This is a genomic window from Bradyrhizobium vignae (genome assembly GCF_004114425.1).
In the GTDB taxonomy this organism is placed as follows: domain Bacteria; phylum Pseudomonadota; class Alphaproteobacteria; order Rhizobiales; family Xanthobacteraceae; genus Bradyrhizobium; species Bradyrhizobium vignae.
Window position 1 is genome coordinate 83,371 of sequence record NZ_RDQF01000010.1, and the last position, 17,194, is coordinate 100,564.

Annotated in this window: 14 protein-coding genes; 7 read left to right on the plus strand and 7 right to left on the minus strand. The window is 64.6% G+C overall.

Annotation, left to right across the window (positions count from 1 at the left end):
• Positions 1-54: 54 nt before the first annotated feature.
• Positions 55-1,371: a mechanosensitive ion channel family protein gene (locus tag EAV90_RS11365; protein WP_122400654.1), complete on the minus strand. Its 1,317-nt coding sequence runs from the start codon at positions 1,369-1,371 to the stop codon at positions 55-57.
• 207 nt (positions 1,372-1,578) lie between these two features.
• Between EAV90_RS11365 and EAV90_RS11370 the strand changes: the two genes are divergently transcribed.
• Both EAV90_RS11370 and EAV90_RS11375 read left to right on the plus strand, forming a co-directional pair.
• Positions 1,579-3,372, plus strand: coding sequence for a potassium/proton antiporter (locus tag EAV90_RS11370; protein ID WP_129143434.1), 1,794 nt, complete (start codon positions 1,579-1,581; stop codon positions 3,370-3,372).
• A gap of 224 nt (positions 3,373-3,596) precedes the next feature.
• Positions 3,597-3,857 (plus strand): PepSY domain-containing protein, encoded by a 261-nt coding sequence (locus EAV90_RS11375; RefSeq protein ID WP_122400656.1) that lies wholly within the window; start codon positions 3,597-3,599, stop codon positions 3,855-3,857.
• Positions 3,858-3,905: 48 nt separating this feature from the next.
• Here EAV90_RS11375 and modC read toward each other — a convergent pair whose 3' ends face one another.
• The 4 genes from modC to mepA all read right to left on the minus strand — a co-directional run bounded on the left by modC (position 3,906) and on the right by mepA (position 7,414).
• Complete coding sequence (modC, locus tag EAV90_RS11380; RefSeq protein ID WP_129143435.1) at positions 3,906-4,568, minus strand: molybdenum ABC transporter ATP-binding protein; 663 nt, start codon at positions 4,566-4,568, stop codon at positions 3,906-3,908.
• A 2-nt stretch (positions 4,569-4,570) separates the two neighbouring features.
• On the minus strand, positions 4,571-5,266 hold the full coding sequence (modB, locus tag EAV90_RS11385; RefSeq protein ID WP_122400658.1) for a molybdate ABC transporter permease subunit: 696 nt from the start codon (positions 5,264-5,266) through the stop codon (positions 4,571-4,573).
• A 13-nt stretch (positions 5,267-5,279) separates the two neighbouring features.
• The gene (gene modA, locus EAV90_RS11390; RefSeq protein WP_122400659.1) at positions 5,280-6,065 is read right to left on the minus strand and encodes a molybdate ABC transporter substrate-binding protein; all 786 of its coding nucleotides are present in this window, start codon (positions 6,063-6,065) and stop codon (positions 5,280-5,282) included.
• Positions 6,066-6,469: 404 nt separating this feature from the next.
• Positions 6,470-7,414 carry a penicillin-insensitive murein endopeptidase gene (gene mepA, locus EAV90_RS11395; protein WP_129143436.1) on the minus strand — a complete coding sequence of 315 codons (945 nt, stop codon included), beginning with the start codon at positions 7,412-7,414 and terminating at the stop codon, positions 6,470-6,472.
• 451 nt (positions 7,415-7,865) lie between these two features.
• Here mepA and EAV90_RS11400 point away from each other — a divergent pair, with 451 nt between their 5' ends.
• Positions 7,866-10,031, plus strand: coding sequence for an EAL domain-containing protein (locus tag EAV90_RS11400; RefSeq protein ID WP_129143437.1), 2,166 nt, complete (start codon positions 7,866-7,868; stop codon positions 10,029-10,031).
• A gap of 962 nt (positions 10,032-10,993) precedes the next feature.
• Here EAV90_RS11400 and EAV90_RS11410 read toward each other — a convergent pair.
• Positions 10,994-11,209, minus strand: a complete 216-nt coding sequence (locus tag EAV90_RS11410; protein ID WP_122400662.1) for a hypothetical protein — start codon at positions 11,207-11,209, stop codon at positions 10,994-10,996.
• A gap of 467 nt (positions 11,210-11,676) precedes the next feature.
• Here EAV90_RS11410 and EAV90_RS11415 point away from each other — a divergent pair, with 467 nt between their 5' ends.
• From EAV90_RS11415 to EAV90_RS11425, 3 genes are all read left to right on the plus strand, one after another.
• Positions 11,677-11,922 carry a tetratricopeptide repeat protein gene (locus tag EAV90_RS11415; protein WP_244607853.1) on the plus strand — a complete coding sequence of 82 codons (246 nt, stop codon included), beginning with the start codon at positions 11,677-11,679 and terminating at the stop codon, positions 11,920-11,922.
• Between the two features lie 6 nt (positions 11,923-11,928).
• On the plus strand, positions 11,929-12,447 hold the full coding sequence (locus tag EAV90_RS11420; protein WP_122400663.1) for a hypothetical protein: 519 nt from the start codon (positions 11,929-11,931) through the stop codon (positions 12,445-12,447).
• 318 nt (positions 12,448-12,765) lie between these two features.
• On the plus strand, positions 12,766-13,182 hold the full coding sequence (locus EAV90_RS11425) for an SRPBCC family protein (RefSeq protein ID WP_122400664.1): 417 nt from the start codon (positions 12,766-12,768) through the stop codon (positions 13,180-13,182).
• Between the two features lie 444 nt (positions 13,183-13,626).
• On the opposite strand, the gene lepA is transcribed toward EAV90_RS11425, so the two are convergent.
• Positions 13,627-15,438 carry a translation elongation factor 4 gene (lepA, locus tag EAV90_RS11430; protein WP_122400665.1) on the minus strand — a complete coding sequence of 604 codons (1,812 nt, stop codon included), beginning with the start codon at positions 15,436-15,438 and terminating at the stop codon, positions 13,627-13,629.
• 114 nt (positions 15,439-15,552) lie between these two features.
• On the opposite strand from lepA, the gene EAV90_RS11435 reads away from it, so the two are divergent.
• A complete protein-coding gene (locus EAV90_RS11435; RefSeq protein WP_129143438.1) occupies positions 15,553-17,178 on the plus strand; it encodes a glycosyltransferase family 39 protein in 1,626 nt (541 codons plus the stop codon).
• The last annotated feature ends 16 nt before the right edge of the window (positions 17,179-17,194 follow it).

A 17,194-nucleotide genomic window follows, 5' to 3' on the forward strand; every position in this document is an offset into this window, starting at 1 on the left:
TGAAGAAAACGCGTCAAAAACAAGAGGCTTGCCAGCCTTGGATGGGAAAGTGCCCTAATTCGGGACTTCTACGGTGGTTTCCACCGGCAGGGCGCCGCCGCGGATGCGGATTTCGCGGACGGGGTAGGGAACCCGGATGCCCTCGCGCTTGAACGCGTCCCACAGCGCCAGCATCACGTCGCTCTTAACCCTGTCCATGCCGTCGGGATCGGCGATCCAGAAGGTCAGCGAGAACTTCATGCCGGCCTCTGCGAACTCGGTCAAAATGCAGGTCGGCGGCTTGCCCTTCTGGGCGCGCGGATGGGCAGCAGCGGTCTCGGCAGCGAGCGTGCAGACCAGGCGGGGATCGGCGTCGTAATTGGTGCCGAAGGCGATCTTCACCAGCGTGTTCTTGTCGGTATAGGTCCAGTTGACGACCTTCTGCGTCACCAGGTCCTCGTTCGGCACCAGGAATTCGCGCCCGTCGCCGGCGGCGACGGAAATATAGCGCGTCTTCATCGCGCTGATCCGCCCGGTATTGTCGCCGATGGTGACGAGATCGCCGGGCTTCACCGATTTGTCGGCGAGCAGGATGATGCCCGAGATGAAATTGGCCACGATCTTCTGCAGGCCGATACCGATGCCGACGCCGACCGCGCCGGAGAACACCGCGAGCGCCGACAGGTCGATGCCGACGGCGCCGAGCGCAATGACGATTGCGACGGCAAGCAGCCCGATGCGGATGATCTTCACCAGCAGCACCTGCACCGACGGCGTCAGGTCGGTGGTGGCGTTGATCCGGCTCTCGGCGAAATTGCTCGCGATGTTGGTCAGCCAGAGCGCGATCAGCAGCAGCGCGCCGGCCTTGAGCGCCAAGAGCGGGGTCAACCTGAGACCGCCGAGCACGATCGCGAACGAATCCAGCAGGTCGACCGTCGCATCGAGCTGGCCGACGATGGAGAGCGCGGCGACGAACCACGCCGTGATCGACACCAGCTTGACGATGAAGGCGTTGCGGAGCACCGAGGTCACGAGCCGGATCACGAGCCAGGCGAAGCCGAGCTTGGCTGCGACCATCAGGAGATAGCTGCGGCTCGGCCAGGTCGCGTGGTACATCACCACGCGCGAGATGATCACGAGCAGCGTGAACACCGCCGTCGAGGCGCTGGAGACCATCACCCGGACGAAGTGCCGGAGCGGCAGCGGCCAGCGCATCGCCAGTGACGTCATGTCGACGCGGCTGCGAATGGCGGCCTCCGCGGCATAGGCGATGCCGGCCGCGGCCAGGATGAGACCGAATTGCAGGTAGAACCAGGGCGAGGAGATTTCCGCCCCGACGCTGCGCGCGGTCGTCTGCACGAACTCCATGAAGTCTTTGAGGTCCATGTCCATCGGTCTCGTCGGCAAAGCGGGGAGGAATTGATTCGAGGGAGCCGCAGAATCCCACAAAGGGCACGGCCCGGCCATCGATACACCGCCAAGTGAAGCGCGTTAAGGCCGCAAAATGCCGACAGATTGCCGCGAGGAGCGGAAATGGGTTGGCGCGCGAGTCTGCCGACGATAAGGATGAAATTCCAGCGATTTGTACCCGGAAGGTGGATGGCCTCCCTCGACTCCGTCAGTCTCGCCATATTGCTCGGCGCCGTCCTCGTCATGGCCGGTATCCTGTCGAGCCTGCTTGCGCTGCGCTTCGGCGCGCCGCTGCTGCTCGTCTTCCTTGCCATCGGCATGGTCGCCGGCGAGTCCGGCCCCGGGCATCTGCAGTTCGACGACGTCCGCACCACCTATCTGGTCGGCTCCGTCGCGCTCGCCTTGATCCTGTTCGACGGCGGCTTGCGCACGCGCTTTGCCAGCATCCGCACGGTGCTCGCGCCCTCCGTGGTGCTCGCGACCGTCGGCGTGCTGCTGACCGCCGTCGTCACGGCGCCGTTCGCGAAATACGCGCTCGACCTCAACTGGGCGGAGTCGCTGCTGGTCGGTGCCGTGGTGGCCTCGACCGACGCGGCCGCCGTGTTCCTGCTGGTGCATACCCAGGGCCTGCGCCTGCGCCCGCGCGTCGGCGCAACGCTGGAGGCGGAATCCGGCACCAACGATCCGTTCGCGATCTTCCTCACGCTGATGCTGGTGGAATACATCTCGGTCGGCTCGAGCTCGCCCGGGCATGTGCTGATGGAGTTCCTCCTGGAGGCGGCGCTGGGCGCCATCGTCGGCGTCATCGGCGGCCGCCTCGTCGTGATCGCCCTCAACCAGGTGGCGCTGCCGCAGGGCCTGCACGCTCCGTTCGTGACCACGGGCGCGCTCGTGATCTTCGGCGGCTCGCAGATCATGCACGCCTCCGGCTTCCTCGCGGTCTATCTCGCCGGCATCATCATCGGCAACCGGCCGACCCGCGCGCATAATTCGGTGGTGACGTTCCTCGATGCCGCGACCTGGCTGGCGCAGATCGTGATGTTCGTGCTGCTCGGCCTTCTGGTCTCGCCGAGCCGGCTCGGCGCCAGCATATTGCCGGCGGTCGCCGTCGCGCTCGTCCTGATGCTGATCGCGCGGCCCCTCGCGGTGTTTGCGTGCCTTATGCCATTCCGCTTCAACTGGCGCGAAAAGATCTTCATCGCCTGGACCGGCTTGCGCGGCGCGGTCGCGATCTTCCTGGCCTCGATCCCGATGCTGGTCGGGCTGTCCAAGGCCTATCTCTATTTCGACGTCGCCTTCGTCGTCGTCATCATCTCGCTCTTGCTGCAAGGCTGGACCCTGGCGCCCGCGGCGCGCAAGCTGCATGTGGCACTGCCGCGCGCCGAGCGCGGCCCGCGCCGCGTCGAACTGGATCTGCCCGGCCAGCTCGAACAGCAACTGGTCGGCTATCCGGTGCGGCCCAAGAGCCTGTATTTCCGCCGCGGCCTGATCCCGTCCTGGTCCAAGCCGACACTCGTCATCCGCAACGAGAACATCCTGACGCCGACCGAAGCCGACCCGATCGCGCCCGGGGACTACATCTACCTGCTGGCCCCGCCGGAAAAGGCCGAGTCGCTCGACCGCTTTTTCGTCGACATGCAGCCGAGCTCGGCGCCCGATCCGCATCTGCTCGGCGACTTCATGGTCTCCGGCGAGCACACCCTCGCCGAGCTCGCGGAGATCTACGGCGTGAAGGTGAGCGAGGACGAGGGCAAGCTCACGCTCGCCGATTATTTCGACGTCCATCTCGACCGCGCGCCGAAGGAGGGTGCCGAGCTCGCGCTGGACGAGATCGTGCTTGTCGCGCGCTCGATCTCCGGGGGCCGCGTCAACGTCGTCGGCCTCCGTCTGCCCGAAGAAGACGAGACGCCCGCGCAGCTGACGCGCGCGCAGGCGCTGCGCAAGAGACTTGCGGAGCTGTGGACCTCGGTCGCGGGGGTCTGACGCTGCCGTAGGGAGGCAAAGGCGCCCTTGCGCCGTGCCCATCAAATGGGCACGGCGCGAGCTCAAAGGTGGCGTCGCAATTTGCGGGAACGGAACACCAGGCAGCCGCAGCCAAATCGCCGCAACCGCCGAAAGTTTCCGCTGTTCCGCCAAGTTGATAGCCGGAACGCTGCGCCGTTCCGCCCGTTCTCAGCCCGAGCAACGTCTTTGACAGGAGGAGTTCCATGCGAAGTTTCATCCTGCCTGCCATCGTCGCGATCGGCCTCGGATCGGCCGCGCCGGCGATGGCCTATGACACCGGCGACCAGATTTCCATGCAAGTCGCGCTCGACGTTGCCAGTGATCTTGGCGTCGCCACGGTCTCGCACACGAACTTCCTCGGCGATGAATGGCAGATCGAAGGCCGCGATCGCGCCGGGCGCTGGATGGAAGTCGATGTCGATGCGAGGACGGGCGAGGTGCGCAACGTCGATCGCGGCTGGTAGCTATTCGTAGCCCGGATGGCGCTTCGCGCAATCCGGGCTGCAAGTGCCTCACATCAGCACCTTCACCCCACCGAGACTCGTCACGCGGCCCTGCTTCAGCGTCACGATCTGCGTCGCGAGCTGGCGCAGTTCGGCTGCGTCGTGGCTGACATAGACCATGGGTACGTTGGCTTCATCCCGCAGCCGCACCAGATAGGGCAGGATCTCGAGCTTGCGCCCCTCGTCGAGCGCGCCGAGCGGCTCGTCGAGCAGCAGCAGCCTCGGCTTCGACAACAGCGCGCGTCCGAGCGCGACGCGCTGGCGCTCGCCGCCGGAGAGTCGTCCGGGGCGGCGGCCGAGCAGGGCACCGATGTCGAGCAGGTCGATGATGCGCCTGTGCTGGACAGGATCGGACGGCAGGCGGTTCATCCGCCGTCCGTAATCGAGGTTCTGCGCGACGTCGAGATGCGGGAACAGCCGCGCGTCCTGGAACACATAGCCGATGCGACGGCGCCAGGCCGGGACATGGATGCCTGCCGCGGTATCGTCGACGGTCTCGCCGTCGATCACGATGGTCCCGCGGTCGGGCCGCAACAGCCCGGCGATCATGTTCACCAGCGACGTCTTGCCGGCGCCCGAGGCGCCGAACAGGCCGATGACGCGGCCTTCGCTGCTGAAGGATGCATGCAGCGAGAATTCGCCAAGCTGCTTTTCGATGTCGACCCGCAGCATGGTCAGTTTCCGTGCAGCCGCGCGGTGGCGCGGCGGGCGAACCATTCGGCGGCAATCAATGCGCCCAGCGCCAGCGCGATCGAGACGATCACCAGCCGTCCCGCAGCGGCATCACCGTCCGGCGTCTGGATCAGCGAATAGATCGCGGAGGAAATCGTCTGGGTCTCGCCGGGAATGTTGGAGACGAAGGTGATCGTCGCGCCGAACTCGCCGATCGCCTTGGCAAAGCCCAGCACCATGCCGGCGAGCACGCCGGGCAGCGCCAGCGGCAGCGTCACCGTGAAGAACACCTTCCACGGCGCCGCGCCAAGCGTCTCGGCGGCCTGCTCGAGCCGGCGGTCGATCGCCTCGATCGACAGCCGCATCGGGCGCACCAGCAGCGGAAACGACATCACGCCGCAGGCGAGCGCCGCGCCAGTCCAGCGGAATGCGAAGACGATGCCGAGATGGTCGGCGAGAAAGCCGCCGACGAGGCCGCGGCGGCCGAAGGTGAGAAGCAGGAGATAGCCGGTGACGACAGGCGGCAGCACCAGCGGCAGATGCACGACGGCGTCGAGCATCGACTTGCCCCAGAAGTCACGTCGCGCGAGCAGCCATGCCAGCGCAATACCGAATGGCGTCGCGACCAGCGTTGCGACGATGGCGACCCTGAGCGAAAGCAGGATCGCCGTCCATTCGGCGGGGGAAATCTCAGACATCAAGCCGCAAATATCACGTCGTCGGGGTGACCAGGAACTTGAAGCCGTACTTTTCCAGAATGGTCTTGGCCGCCGTCGAGCGCAGGAAGGCGAGATAGTCATTGGTCTGCGGCTTGGCGGTGGTGGTCGCAGCGACCGGATAGATGATCGCGGGATGTGAATCCGCCGGGAAGGTGCCGACGATCTTCACGCCGGGCTCGATCTTGGCGTCGGTGGAATAGACGATGCCGAGTACGGCCTCGCCGCGGGCGACCAGCGTCAGCGCCGCGCGCACGCTCTCGGCCATCGCGAATTTCGGCTCCGCGGCCTGCCAGGCGCCGAGCTTTTCCAGCGCCGCCTTGGCATATTTGCCGACCGGCACAGCTTTGACGTCGCCGGTCGCGATCTTGCCGTCGCCGGCGAGCTTGGCGAGATCGAAGCCTTGCGCGATCGTCACGTCGTCGATCCTGGAATCCTTCGGCGCGATCAGCACGATGCTGTTGCCGAGCAGGTTGACTCTGGAAGGCTCGTTGATGGTCTTCCTGGAGATCGCGTAGTCCATCCAGTCGGTGTCGGCCGAGACGAACACGTCGGCCGGCGCGCCCTGCTCGATCTGCTTGGCGAGCACCGAGCTTGCGGCATAGCTGACGATGAACTTGACGCCGGTTCTGGCGGTGTAGGCGGCGTCGATCTCGTCCAGCGCGTTCTTCATCGAGGCGGCGGCGAACACGGTGATGGTCTTGTCCTCGGCCGCGGCCGGCGAGAGGGCCGCGCCGGCGAGGATGACGAAGGCAGTGAAAAGTCCTGATAGACGAAACATGGGATGCGCTCCGTGCGAGCTCGCGCGCGCAAGGCAGCACGCGCAAATCTGGCGTCGAATGGGTCAGATGCGACGGGCGGAAGCGCTGTTCCACGGTCCCTTGCGACGGCTTACGGCCGGCGGGGATATCGCAGTAGCGAAGATAGCAGGCCGCGCCGCTAGGTCAAACCTGGTTCGTCATCCCAGGACAAGTGCGCCTAAATCACCGCTGTCGTCCCGGACAAGCGTAGCGCTGGACAATGCGTAGCGTTGTCCAGAGCGGAGCGCCGATCCGAGATCCATAGTCACAGGCAGGTGTGGTTACGGGGACTCGGTGTGGCTTGCCGCGCCACATCGCCCGCTGTGATTACGGGGCTCGGATCGGCGCGCGCTTGTCCGGGACGACGGCATTGCGCTAGCGTCGTTTACGGCTGCGCATCCGCCGCGTGCAGCACCGCCTTGCAGGCGGCCGGCATTTGCGCCAGCGTCATCGGCGGCTTCGGCTTTGGCGGCTCCGGCGGCGGCTTGGGATGCAGCACCGCATCGGAGAACCAATAGGCGAGATCGGCGGGCTTGCAGCCTTCGTCCTCGGCCTGTGACGGCTGGCCCTCGCATTCGCCGGCGCCCGCCGGGCAGCGCATGCGGATGTGGAAGTGGTAGTCGTGGCCCCACCAGGGGCGGATCTTCGACAGCCACGCGCGATCGCCCTTGGCCTCGCGGCACAACGCCTTCTTGATTGCGGCGTTGACGAAGATGCGCTGCACGGCGGGCTCCTGCGCCGCATCGCGCAGCACCAGCACGTGACCTGGCGTGAACACCCTGGGGTCGACATCGAGCCGGTCCGGGCGCACCATCATCACCGCCGACATGTCCTCGCGCTCCTCGCGCGAGAGCCGGCGGTCCGGCATCGGCGTCAGCCAGATGTCGGCGTCGAGACCGATCTGGTGGCTGGAATGGCCTGACAGCGCCGGCCCGCCGCGCGGCTGGGCGATGTCGCCGACCAGGATGCCGGGCCAGCCCGCGTCCTTGTGGGCTTTCGCGGCGAGCCGCTTGATCAGCGCGATCATGTCGGGGTGACCGTAGCTGCGGTTGCGCGACAGCCGCATCACCTGCCAATACTCGCCGTTGATTGGAATCTGCTCCGCGCCGCCGATGCAGCCCTTGGTGTAGGAGCCGATGACATGGGCCGGCCCTTTCGAGGGCAGCAGCTTTCGCGCGAACAGCTCCTTGGCGGCGAGATCGGGATCGTTCGGGTTGGCGAGCGGCGGCAGCGGCTTCGGGTTGATGCTGCCCTTGTCCTGGGCCGGCGCGTCGCCGGCGCTCAGGCAGGCGAGCGAGAGCAGGAGGAGGGTGATGCAGCGGCGACTCATGCTGGCGTCCTTATAGCCCAATGCTGCATCAGGGTTAAGAATGAGGCCGTGAGCCGGCTATCGGCTCATCGCAGCTCGCCCAAATCGCGTCTCGAGCTCGCGGTTTCTTAACGGTGCAATAACCCTATCCTGCATTGACCAAAATTCGTGCGCGGCGTGAGGAAAATCTGCAGCTCGCATGCAATCACGCGCGATTTCGGAACTGATTCAAGCGCCCGCGCAATTTTGTGCCAGATTGATCATCGATTGCTGTGCAGGACTCAGTCTGACGGTGCCTGCCGCCGCGGCCGCGCCGCGCAAACAGGCAGCAAGCTCCGCCGCGGGCTGACGGCGGCCGGTCAAGATTACTTTTTTTTCAGACACTTGCCCCAACACTTGCGGCCGCTGGGCGCGACTGGGATGAGTGACGTTGAGTTTGGGGTCTCGAACAACGAAGAAGCGAAAGCAAAGCGTGCTTGCCCGCGCCGGCGAAAAGGCGCGCAAGCCGCGCTTCGCGCGCGCGCCGCGTGCCCTTTCCGAACGCGACCAAGTCCTGCGCAGCCGTGCCGAGGCGGAAGCCGCGATCGCCGAAGCGCGCAAATCCCATGAGCGCCTGCGTCAGGCCATCGACATTCTGCCGCAGGGCATTGTGTTTCTCGATGCCGAAGGCCGCTACGTCCTCTGGAACAAGAAATACGCCGAGATCTACAGCAAGACCGCCGATCTGTTCAAGGAGGGCGCGCGCCTCGAAGACACGCTGCGCATCGGCGTTGCCCGCGGCGACTATCCCGACGCCATCGGCAACGAGGACGCGTGGATCGCCGACCGGCTGCAAAAGCTCTATCAGCCCGGCGCGCGCCACGAGCAGAAGCTGTCGGACGGCCGCGTCATCCTGATCGACGAGCGCTTGACCGATGACGGCGGCGTCGTCGGCCTGCGCGTCGACATCACCGAATTGAAGCAGCGCGAGGCCTCGTTCCGCCTGCTGTTCGACGGCAATCCCGTGCCCATGATCATCTGCGCGCTGGACGACGAGCGCATCATCGGTGTCAACGAGGCCGCAATCGCGCATTACGGCTATAGCCGGGCCGAGTTCGAGCGACTGAAGATCCGCTCCTTGCAGGCGTTCGACAGCGAGCCGCCCTGGACCACCGATCCGACCGGCGAGGAGCAGGCCGGCCGTACCTGGAAGCACGTCAAGGCCGACGGCGCGCTGATCGATCTTGCGATCTATTCCCGCGAATTGATCTATGCCGAGCGGCCGGCAGTGCTGCTCGCGCTGATGGACATCACCGAGCGCAAGCGCGCCGAGGCGCGGCTCGCCTTCATGGCCCAGCATGACGGGCTGACCGGCCTGCCCAATCGCAGCCTGCTGCGGCAGCAGATGGACGAGATGCTGCTGCACACGCGGCGCAGCGCCGAGAAGGTCGCGCTGCTGATCCTCGGGCTCGACAATTTCAAGGCGGTCAACGACACGCTGGGGCATGGGGTCGGCGACAAGCTCCTGCGCGGCGTCGCCAAGCGGCTGCGCTCGACCTTGCGCGAGGAGGACGCGCTGGCGCGCCTTAACTCCGATGAGTTCGCGGTTCTGCAGAGCGGATTGGCGCGGCCGGAAGACGCGGTGGGTCTCGCAAAACGCCTGCTGGAGGCCATTGCCGATCCCTATCTGCTCGACGGCCATTCCGTGGTGATCGGCGCCTCGATCGGCATCGCGATGGCGCCGGGCGATGGCGATGATCCCGAGAAGCTGCTCAAGAGCGCCGACATGGCGCTGTCGCGCGCGAAAGCGGATGCGCGTGGCACCTTCGCCTTCTTCGAGGCCGCGCTCGATGCGAAGGCGCAGAGCCGCCGCAAGATCGAGGTCGAGCTGCGCGATGCGATCCAGAACGACGTGCTGCGTCCCTATTACCAGCCGCTGATCGACCTCCAGAGCGGCCGCATCACCGGCTTCGAGGCGCTGGTGCGCTGGCCGCATGCCGAGCGCGGCATGGTCTCGCCGGCCGAGTTCATCCCGGTCGCCGAGGACACCGGCCTGATCAATCCGCTCGGCGGGCTGATGCTGCGCCGGGCCTGCCTCGATGCCGCGGCCTGGCCCGACGACGTCCGCGTCGCCGTCAACCTGTCGCCGCTGCAGTTCCGCAGCGGCAATCTGCTCTCGATGGTGACGGACGCGCTGAAACATTCCGGCCTGCCGCCGCGCCGGCTCGAGCTCGAGATCACCGAGACGCTGCTCCTGGAGAAGAGCGCGCAGGTGCTGGCGACGCTGCACGCGCTGCGCGCACTGGGGGTGCGCATCTCTATGGACGATTTCGGCACCGGCTATTCCAGCCTCAGCTACCTACGCAGCTTTCCCTTCGACAAGATCAAGATCGACCAGTCGTTCGTGCGCGATTTGGCGGCCAACCGCGAAGCCCAGGCGATCATCCGCTCCATCGTCAGCCTCGGCAAGGGCCTTGGCGTCACCATCACCGCCGAAGGCGTCGAGACCGAAGCCGAGCTGAGCTGTCTCCGCGCCGAAGGCTGCCATGAGGGGCAGGGCTTTCTGTTCAGCAAGGCCCGGCCGAATGCCGAGATCATCAGCCTGCTCGCCGCACAGCGCGGCATCGATGGCGACGAGGACGCTGCGCTGGTGGCGTGAGTCGGCGCTGGCCGCTTGTTGCCTCCCGCCAAAATCACCTTCCCCACGTCTCGTAATGCGTGTCGCGCGGTTGGATCTGCTGCGCGATTGCGCCAGTGTCTTGCTGTCCTTCGCGGCTCATGCACTGCTCAGCATGCTGGAACAGCCTGGCATCGCAGACGCTGCTCACTTTCGCAGGGCTGGGCCTGATGAGCGCCCTGCTGATATCGCTCGCCGCAATCGATCGCGGTGTGGCTCCTGAGCTCCGGCCGTTGTAGTTTGGACATGAATGCGCAGACGGGTGAGCCCATGTCGGTGCAGGTAAGCCGCTCGCCATCGGAAGCCGACAGTTCGGTCTATCTCCGCTTTGGGGGCCGGTCGGATATCGACCCGGGTGCACCACCCGTAAATTTCCCAAGTGCCGACCCCCGGCCGCAGTCGTTAAATGGTGCAGGTCGTGGGGCCGCACCATGAAGACACCGAAGCCAAAGCAATGGGCCGAGCAGGAGATTCGGCGGCTGGTCGCGCTGGCCCGGCGGGGCGTTGGAGTATCGAAGATAGCCGCGGAACTGGGTCGCCACGCCGGATCAGTCAGGCGAATGGCACGAACGAAGGGACTACTGTTGAAGAAGTAGCCGCCGGGTAGGGCGCTGCCTGATCGAGGAGGCGCGCGGACGTGGCTCTACAGCCCGAAGCCTCGGCCGATGTCGCGCATAAGACTGAGCGCAGCCTCGGTATTGCGACCATAGAAGAGCGCTCGATCGAGCTGAGAAAAGATGCCCATTCCGAATAGCGCTATAGCGATGCCTCTAAGCATGGTTGTGGACCGGGTTTGAACGATGCTGCGAAAGTTCAAAACGGCCCCAGCCGCAGGATGGGGGTAACAGCCGGGGCCGGCATTCCCATTCCAATGTGCCGCACGGCGGCGGGCGGCACTCTTCAGCTTAGACACACGGAAGCTAACAAATCATTTTATTCCGCACTCACCCCGTGAGGGCCGCGGCCGGTTTCGTGATGTCGGGCTCTCGATCGGGCGGCGAGCCAACCGAGCAACGTTCGAAATCCTCGAACGGCGCATCCCTGGCCAAATGCTCCCAATATTCAGCTTCGGCGAGCAGTTTCCAACTTCGATCAGGATGACGCGCGGCTGTCTGGCGGCACAACACTGCCATCGCGCGCAGGCGACCCGCAGTATCCATCTACTCCTCCCGTTATTCTCGTCGATTATTCTTGTTGATTGCACAGTATTTTCATTTTTTGCGTCGGAGTCATTACGATTATGACATAAAACTAATTTTCACCTTTCGAAGCGCGTTTTGATTTTCGTTACGCTTTAAATCGCGCTTCGAGCACAACGGGCGCAATCCAGCCGGTGGGATTGGCGGAGCGAAGCGAAACCCATCAAACTTCATTCTTACGAATTGGAACGGGCAAGAACGCGAACCTGCGTCCCGCCCGCTAGGGCGAAGCGGTTTCGCGAAGGGCTCAATCCATCTTGCGGGCGCGCTCGTCCTCCTGGCCGGGACATGGCGACCGGATGGTGGATTGGTCCGTCATCGTCGTGCCTGAATTGAACCTGTTCGGCTTCCGCCTGCACCAACGGCGCGTAGGTCCGTGATATCAGCGACGAAGGAAGGCGCGATGAAGGCCGTGAAAGCATCGATCCGTGTTGCAGTCACAGCGCTTGCTTCTGGCGGCGCTCTATGCGCGTCAGGGGCGTAACGCCGAGGCCGAGCGGCTGTTCAAGCGCTCGGTGGCCACATGCGAGAAAACCCTCGGCCCCAACCATCCGGATCTCGCCGGCGTCCTGGACAACCTCGCCGGTCTCTACAAGGATCAGGGCCGCTATGCCGATGCCCAGCAGGTCCTGAAACGGTCGATGGCCATCCGAGAGAAGACAAGACCGATCTGACGTCCCATGCGCGACTTGATCCCCGCCGCCGCCGAAAATCGCCCGGTTCGCTCCCTTCTCACCGGCCTGATCGCATTTGCCTTCGCGGCGATTGCCTCGCCTTGTGTCGCCAGCGAGTGGCGTTACGGGTGTCGGGGCGTGCTGCCCAGCGGCGATGAGCCGGTCATCATCTTCAATCGCTCCTCGCTCATCATGTTGCCGAAGGCCTGGGTCCGCGGATCGCTGCTCGGTTCGGTCAACGGTCAGCTCTTGAGCTCGAGCTTTCGCGCAGCCGATAACAATTCGGGGCTTGTCCCGAAGATGGTGTTCGCGCGCGACGATCATCCCGACGAGAAGCTGACCCTGATCGAAAAATCGTCACAGACGATCTCGGATGTTCACCGTCCGGCTGGAAGGCAACCGCGTTCCGAGCAAATCACCACCTACCGCAAGGTCTATCGGTGGGTGAGCGACGGCATCTATCAGGGGCCCTACGATATCAAGATGGATTGCGTAAACTACGAGCTTTCGGCGCCCCGTCGATAGCTTTGCCGGGGACGCGCGGCGCGTCCCGATAGGCTCAAAGCTCAGTGTCCCACGCGGAAATGACGTCCTGGAGGCCGATCCGCCAAGGGCCGATCGTTCCCGCTGGACGAGCCACCGACCGTTCCCGCTGGACGAGCCAAAAGACATGCTGGCCACACTTTTCCAACTTTTTTGCGCGCTGACGGCCGAACCATGTCGGCTTGGGCCGGTCTCGATCGTCCTTGGGTGGACGTCCGGATGAGCCGTGAGATGGACCCGACTCATGCGACGTGATTTCGTCGATTCGAGCTGTCAAAGTCGGAACTGGAGCAAATGCCCATGAGGATCACCGTCGAAACCAGCGTAGCCGCCCCCATCGATCGGGTCTGGCGTGCCTATACGACGCCTGCCGACATCGTGAAGTGGAATGCTGCGTCCGACGACTGGCACACGACCAAGGCGACGGTCGACCTGCGGGAAGGCGGCACTTTCTCGTCTCGGATGGAGGCCAAAGACGGCAGCATGGGCTTCGACTTCGCCGGCACCTACACGACGATCGTCGAACACAAACTGATCGAATATGCGTTCGGCGATCGCAAGGCCGAAGTCGAGTTCGTGCCCGGCCCGAACGGGGTCGTCGTCCGCGTCGTCTTCGATGCCGAAACGATGCACTCGGTCGAGCAGCAGAAAGGTGGCTGGCAGGCGATCCTCGACAATTTTGCACGGTACGTCGAGGCGAAGCAGAAGCCGTCGTAGGCGTGCGGAGGGCGTAGCAGCTCGTAGCAACCATTAAGTCGCGGCGGTGGGTCGAGCGACTTGTCCGCCGTAGCTCGAAGAGCGAAGGCGGAAGCAAAACGCATCAAGCCTCACCCTCGCATGTCGGATCGAGCTGCACTCGCCTTGGCGATGGGTTTCGCAAGAGCTCAATACATCCTACGCACTGGATTGAGGCCCGTAAGCCGCCACCTGTTGTCGTGCCTGGATGTCGAGATCAGATGCTGCGTGCCTGTCTCACACGGGCTGCGACGATGCCACCATACCCCTGTTTTGCCCGACGGGTCAAATCGATTTCGTAAAATCAAAAAATGCAATGCCACCAAGGAGTCGGCTACTGTGCATGGGGTTGTTTTCGCGGTTTTTGTTTGCGGGCCCCCGATGACGGACCGACCTCGTCGGTGTCCAAAGCGGCCGGCCGTTGCCTCAGCTATCCACCTTCAGCGCGGCGATGAAGGCTTCCTGCGGGATGTCGACCTTGCCGAACTGCCGCATCTTCTTCTTGCCTTCCTTCTGCTTCTCCAGAAGTTTTCGTTTGCGCGTGATGTCGCCGCCGTAGCACTTTGCGGTGACGTCCTTGCGCAGCGCGCGGACCGTCTCGCGGGCGATCACCTTGCCGCCGATCGCCGCCTGGATCGGGATCTGGAACATGTGCGGCGGGATCAGCTCCTTCATCTTCTCGACCATGGCGCGGCCGCGCCCTTCCGCGCGGGTGCGGTGGACCAGCATCGAGAGCGCATCGACCGGCTCGGCATTGACCAGGATCTGCATCTTGACGAGATCGGCCGGCTTGTAGTCGGTCAGGTGATAGTCGAACGAGGCGTAGCCTTTGGAGACCGATTTCAGGCGGTCGTAGAAATCGAACACGACCTCGTTGAGCGGCAGGTCGTATTTCACCATGGCGCGGGAGCCGACGTAAGTGAGCTCCTTCTGCGAGCCGCGGCGGTCCTGGCACAGCTTCAGCACGCTGCCGAGATATTCGTCGGGCGTGAGGATCGTCGCCTCGATCCAGGGCTCGTCGATCTCGGCGATCTTGACCACGTCGGGCATGTCGACGGGATTGTGGATCTCGATCTCCTGGCCGTCGGTGAGCTTCATCTTGTAGATGACGCTCGGCGCGGTCGCGATCAGGTTGAGATCGAATTCGCGCGATAGCCGCTCCTGGATGATTTCGAGGTGAAGCAAGCCGAGGAAGCCGCAGCGGAAGCCGAAGCCGAGCGCGGCTGACGTCTCCATCTCGAAGGAGAAGCTGGCGTCGTTGAGGCGCAGCTTGCCCATCGCCGCGCGCAGTGTCTCGAAGTCATCCGCATCGACCGGGAATAGGCCGCAGAACACCACGGGGATCGCCGGCTTGAAGCCGGGCAGCATCTCGGCGACCGGCTTCCTGTCGTCGGTGATGGTGTCGCCGACGCGGGTGTCGGCGACTTCCTTGATCGCGGCGGTGATGAAGCCGATCTCGCCGGGACCGAGTTCGTCGACCTGCTGCATCTTCGGCGTGAAGAAGCCGACGCGCTCGACATCGTAGGCCGCGCCGGTGCCCATCATGCGCACGCGCTGGCCCTTCCTCATCGTGCCGTCGACGATGCGCACCAGCACGACGACGCCGAGATAGACATCGTACCAGCTGTCGACCAGGAGCGCCTTGAGCGTCGCGTCGCGGTCGCCCTTCGGCGGCGGCAGACGGGTGACGATGGCTTCAAGCACGTCGGGAACGCCGAGGCCGGTCTTGGCCGAGATCATCACCGCGTCGGAGGCATCGATGCCGATGACGTCCTCGATCTGCTGCTTGACCTTCTCGGGCTCGGCCGCGGGGAGGTCGACCTTGTTCAGGACCGGGACGATCTCGTGATTGTTGTCCAGCGCCTGGTAGACGTTGGCGAGCGTCTGCGCCTCGACGCCCTGGCTGGCGTCGACGACGAGCAGGGAACCCTCGCAGGCCGCCAGCGACCGCGAGACCTCGTAGGCGAAGTCGACATGGCCGGGCGTATCCATCAGGTTGAAGATGTAATCCTTGCCGTCCTTGGCGCGGTACTGCAGGCGCACCGTCTGCGCCTTGATGGTGATGCCGCGCTCGCGCTCGATGTCCATGGAATCGAGCACCTGCTCCTTGCCCGCCATCTCGCGGTCGGAGAGACCGCCGGTCATCTGGATCAGGCGGTCGGCCAGCGTCGATTTGCCATGGTCGATATGGGCGACGATGGAGAAGTTGCGGATGTTGGAAATGGGGACGGTCGTCATGGGCGCGGGATACCACTCACATCCCCGTGCGGCAACCATATTGCTGTATTTTCAGGGCCTTTCTTCACGCCAAGCTGATTCCACGGACGCCCAAAACGCGCTAGCAAGCGGCCCATGTCCACGACCTCTCTTCCCACTGCCGGAGCGCGGGCGAAGACCCGCCTGGGTTACAACCGCTTCCGCGCCTGGCTGGTTGCCTGCGCGATCCGTCCCGAGGCCCGTCTGTGGCTGGTGATCCAGCTCGCCATCCTGCATGCGGTGCTCTGGACCTTCATCCTGATCAATCTCAAGGCGGCGCAGGACGTTCACATGGACGTCGCAGAAGCCTGGGGCTGGGGCCAGAAATTCCTGTGGGGCTACGGCAAGCACCCGCCGCTGTCGGGCTGGGTCGCCGGCCTTTGGTTCAAGGCGTTCCCGGCGGCGGATTGGGCGACCTATGCGCTGGCGATGGCGACGGTGAGCGGCGGCATGGTGATCTGCTGGCTCGTGAGCTTGCGCGTGGTGGACGCGCGGCGCGCGTTCCTGGTCGTCATGATGATCGCACTCTACCCGATCTTCAATTTCAAGGGTTTCAAGTACAATCCGGACCTGCTCCAGCTCGTCACGTTGCCGCTCCTGGTGCTCGCTTATCTCAATGCGTTCGAGAAACGGAGCTGGCAATCCGGAGTCTTCCTTGGCCTTGCCGGCGCGCTGGCGCTGATGACCAAATATTGGGTGCTGACCATGATCGGCGCCATCGGCCTTGCCGCGCTGATCCATCCCGACCGGCTGCGCTTCCTGTCGTCGCCGGCGCCATGGGTCGCGATCGCGACGATGGTCGTGGCGATGATCCCGCACATCGTCTGGCTGGCGGATGCGCATTTCGTGCCGCTGATCTATGCCGGGGACACCTACAGCCTTCAGGACAAGAGCCAGGTGCATCAGCTCGTCGCCGGCTATGCTCTGCATAACGTCGCGCTGCTGGCATTGCCGGTGGCGCTCGCGGCGCTGGCCATGGCGCTGGTGCCGCCCTGGGTCAAATTGCTGCTGCGCGCGCCCACGCGCATCGTCACGCGCGCCTGGGCGCGCGGCGCCAATGCAGGCGTCGATCTCTCGCAGGCGCTGAACGTCTGGATTGTCCAGGTCATCGTCGCGGTCGGCCCGCCGCTCGGCGCGCTCGCCTTCAGCATCTACTTGAAGACCGATTGGGGCATCTCGCTGTTCTTCCTGGTGCCGCTGGCGCTGGTCGCGATTCCCGCGCTGCGGGTGCAGAGCGCGGTGCTGTTCAACATCGCCGCGATCTGGCTCGTGCTCAGCGTCGCGACGCTTGCCGCCTCGCCCTGGATCGCCGCGCGCGAGATGGCGGCCAATGCCGGCAACACCGCGACCTATGGCGCGCGCTCCGAGCTGGCGCGCAAACTGACGCAGGAGTGGCACATGCGCTTTGCCTCGCGCTGGGCCGTCGTCGCCGGCACCATGGAGTCGATCCAGCCGATGGTGTTCTACAGCCCGGATCATCCGTCCGCGTTCACGCCGAACGAGCCGTGGAGTTCGGGTCTGACGTCACTCGACGACGTCAGGACGTATGGATTCATCGGCGTGTTCGATCCGACCGACGAACGCCTGCCCAAGTTCGAGAAATGGGTATCCGAGACCGCGCCGAACGCCGAGCGCATGGTGATGTCGACGCGCCGCTTCACCCACGGCAAGGCCGGCCCGTCGATGAGCTGGAACATTTACATCGCGCCACCGGGGAAGTGAGGCTGTCGTCGTTCCG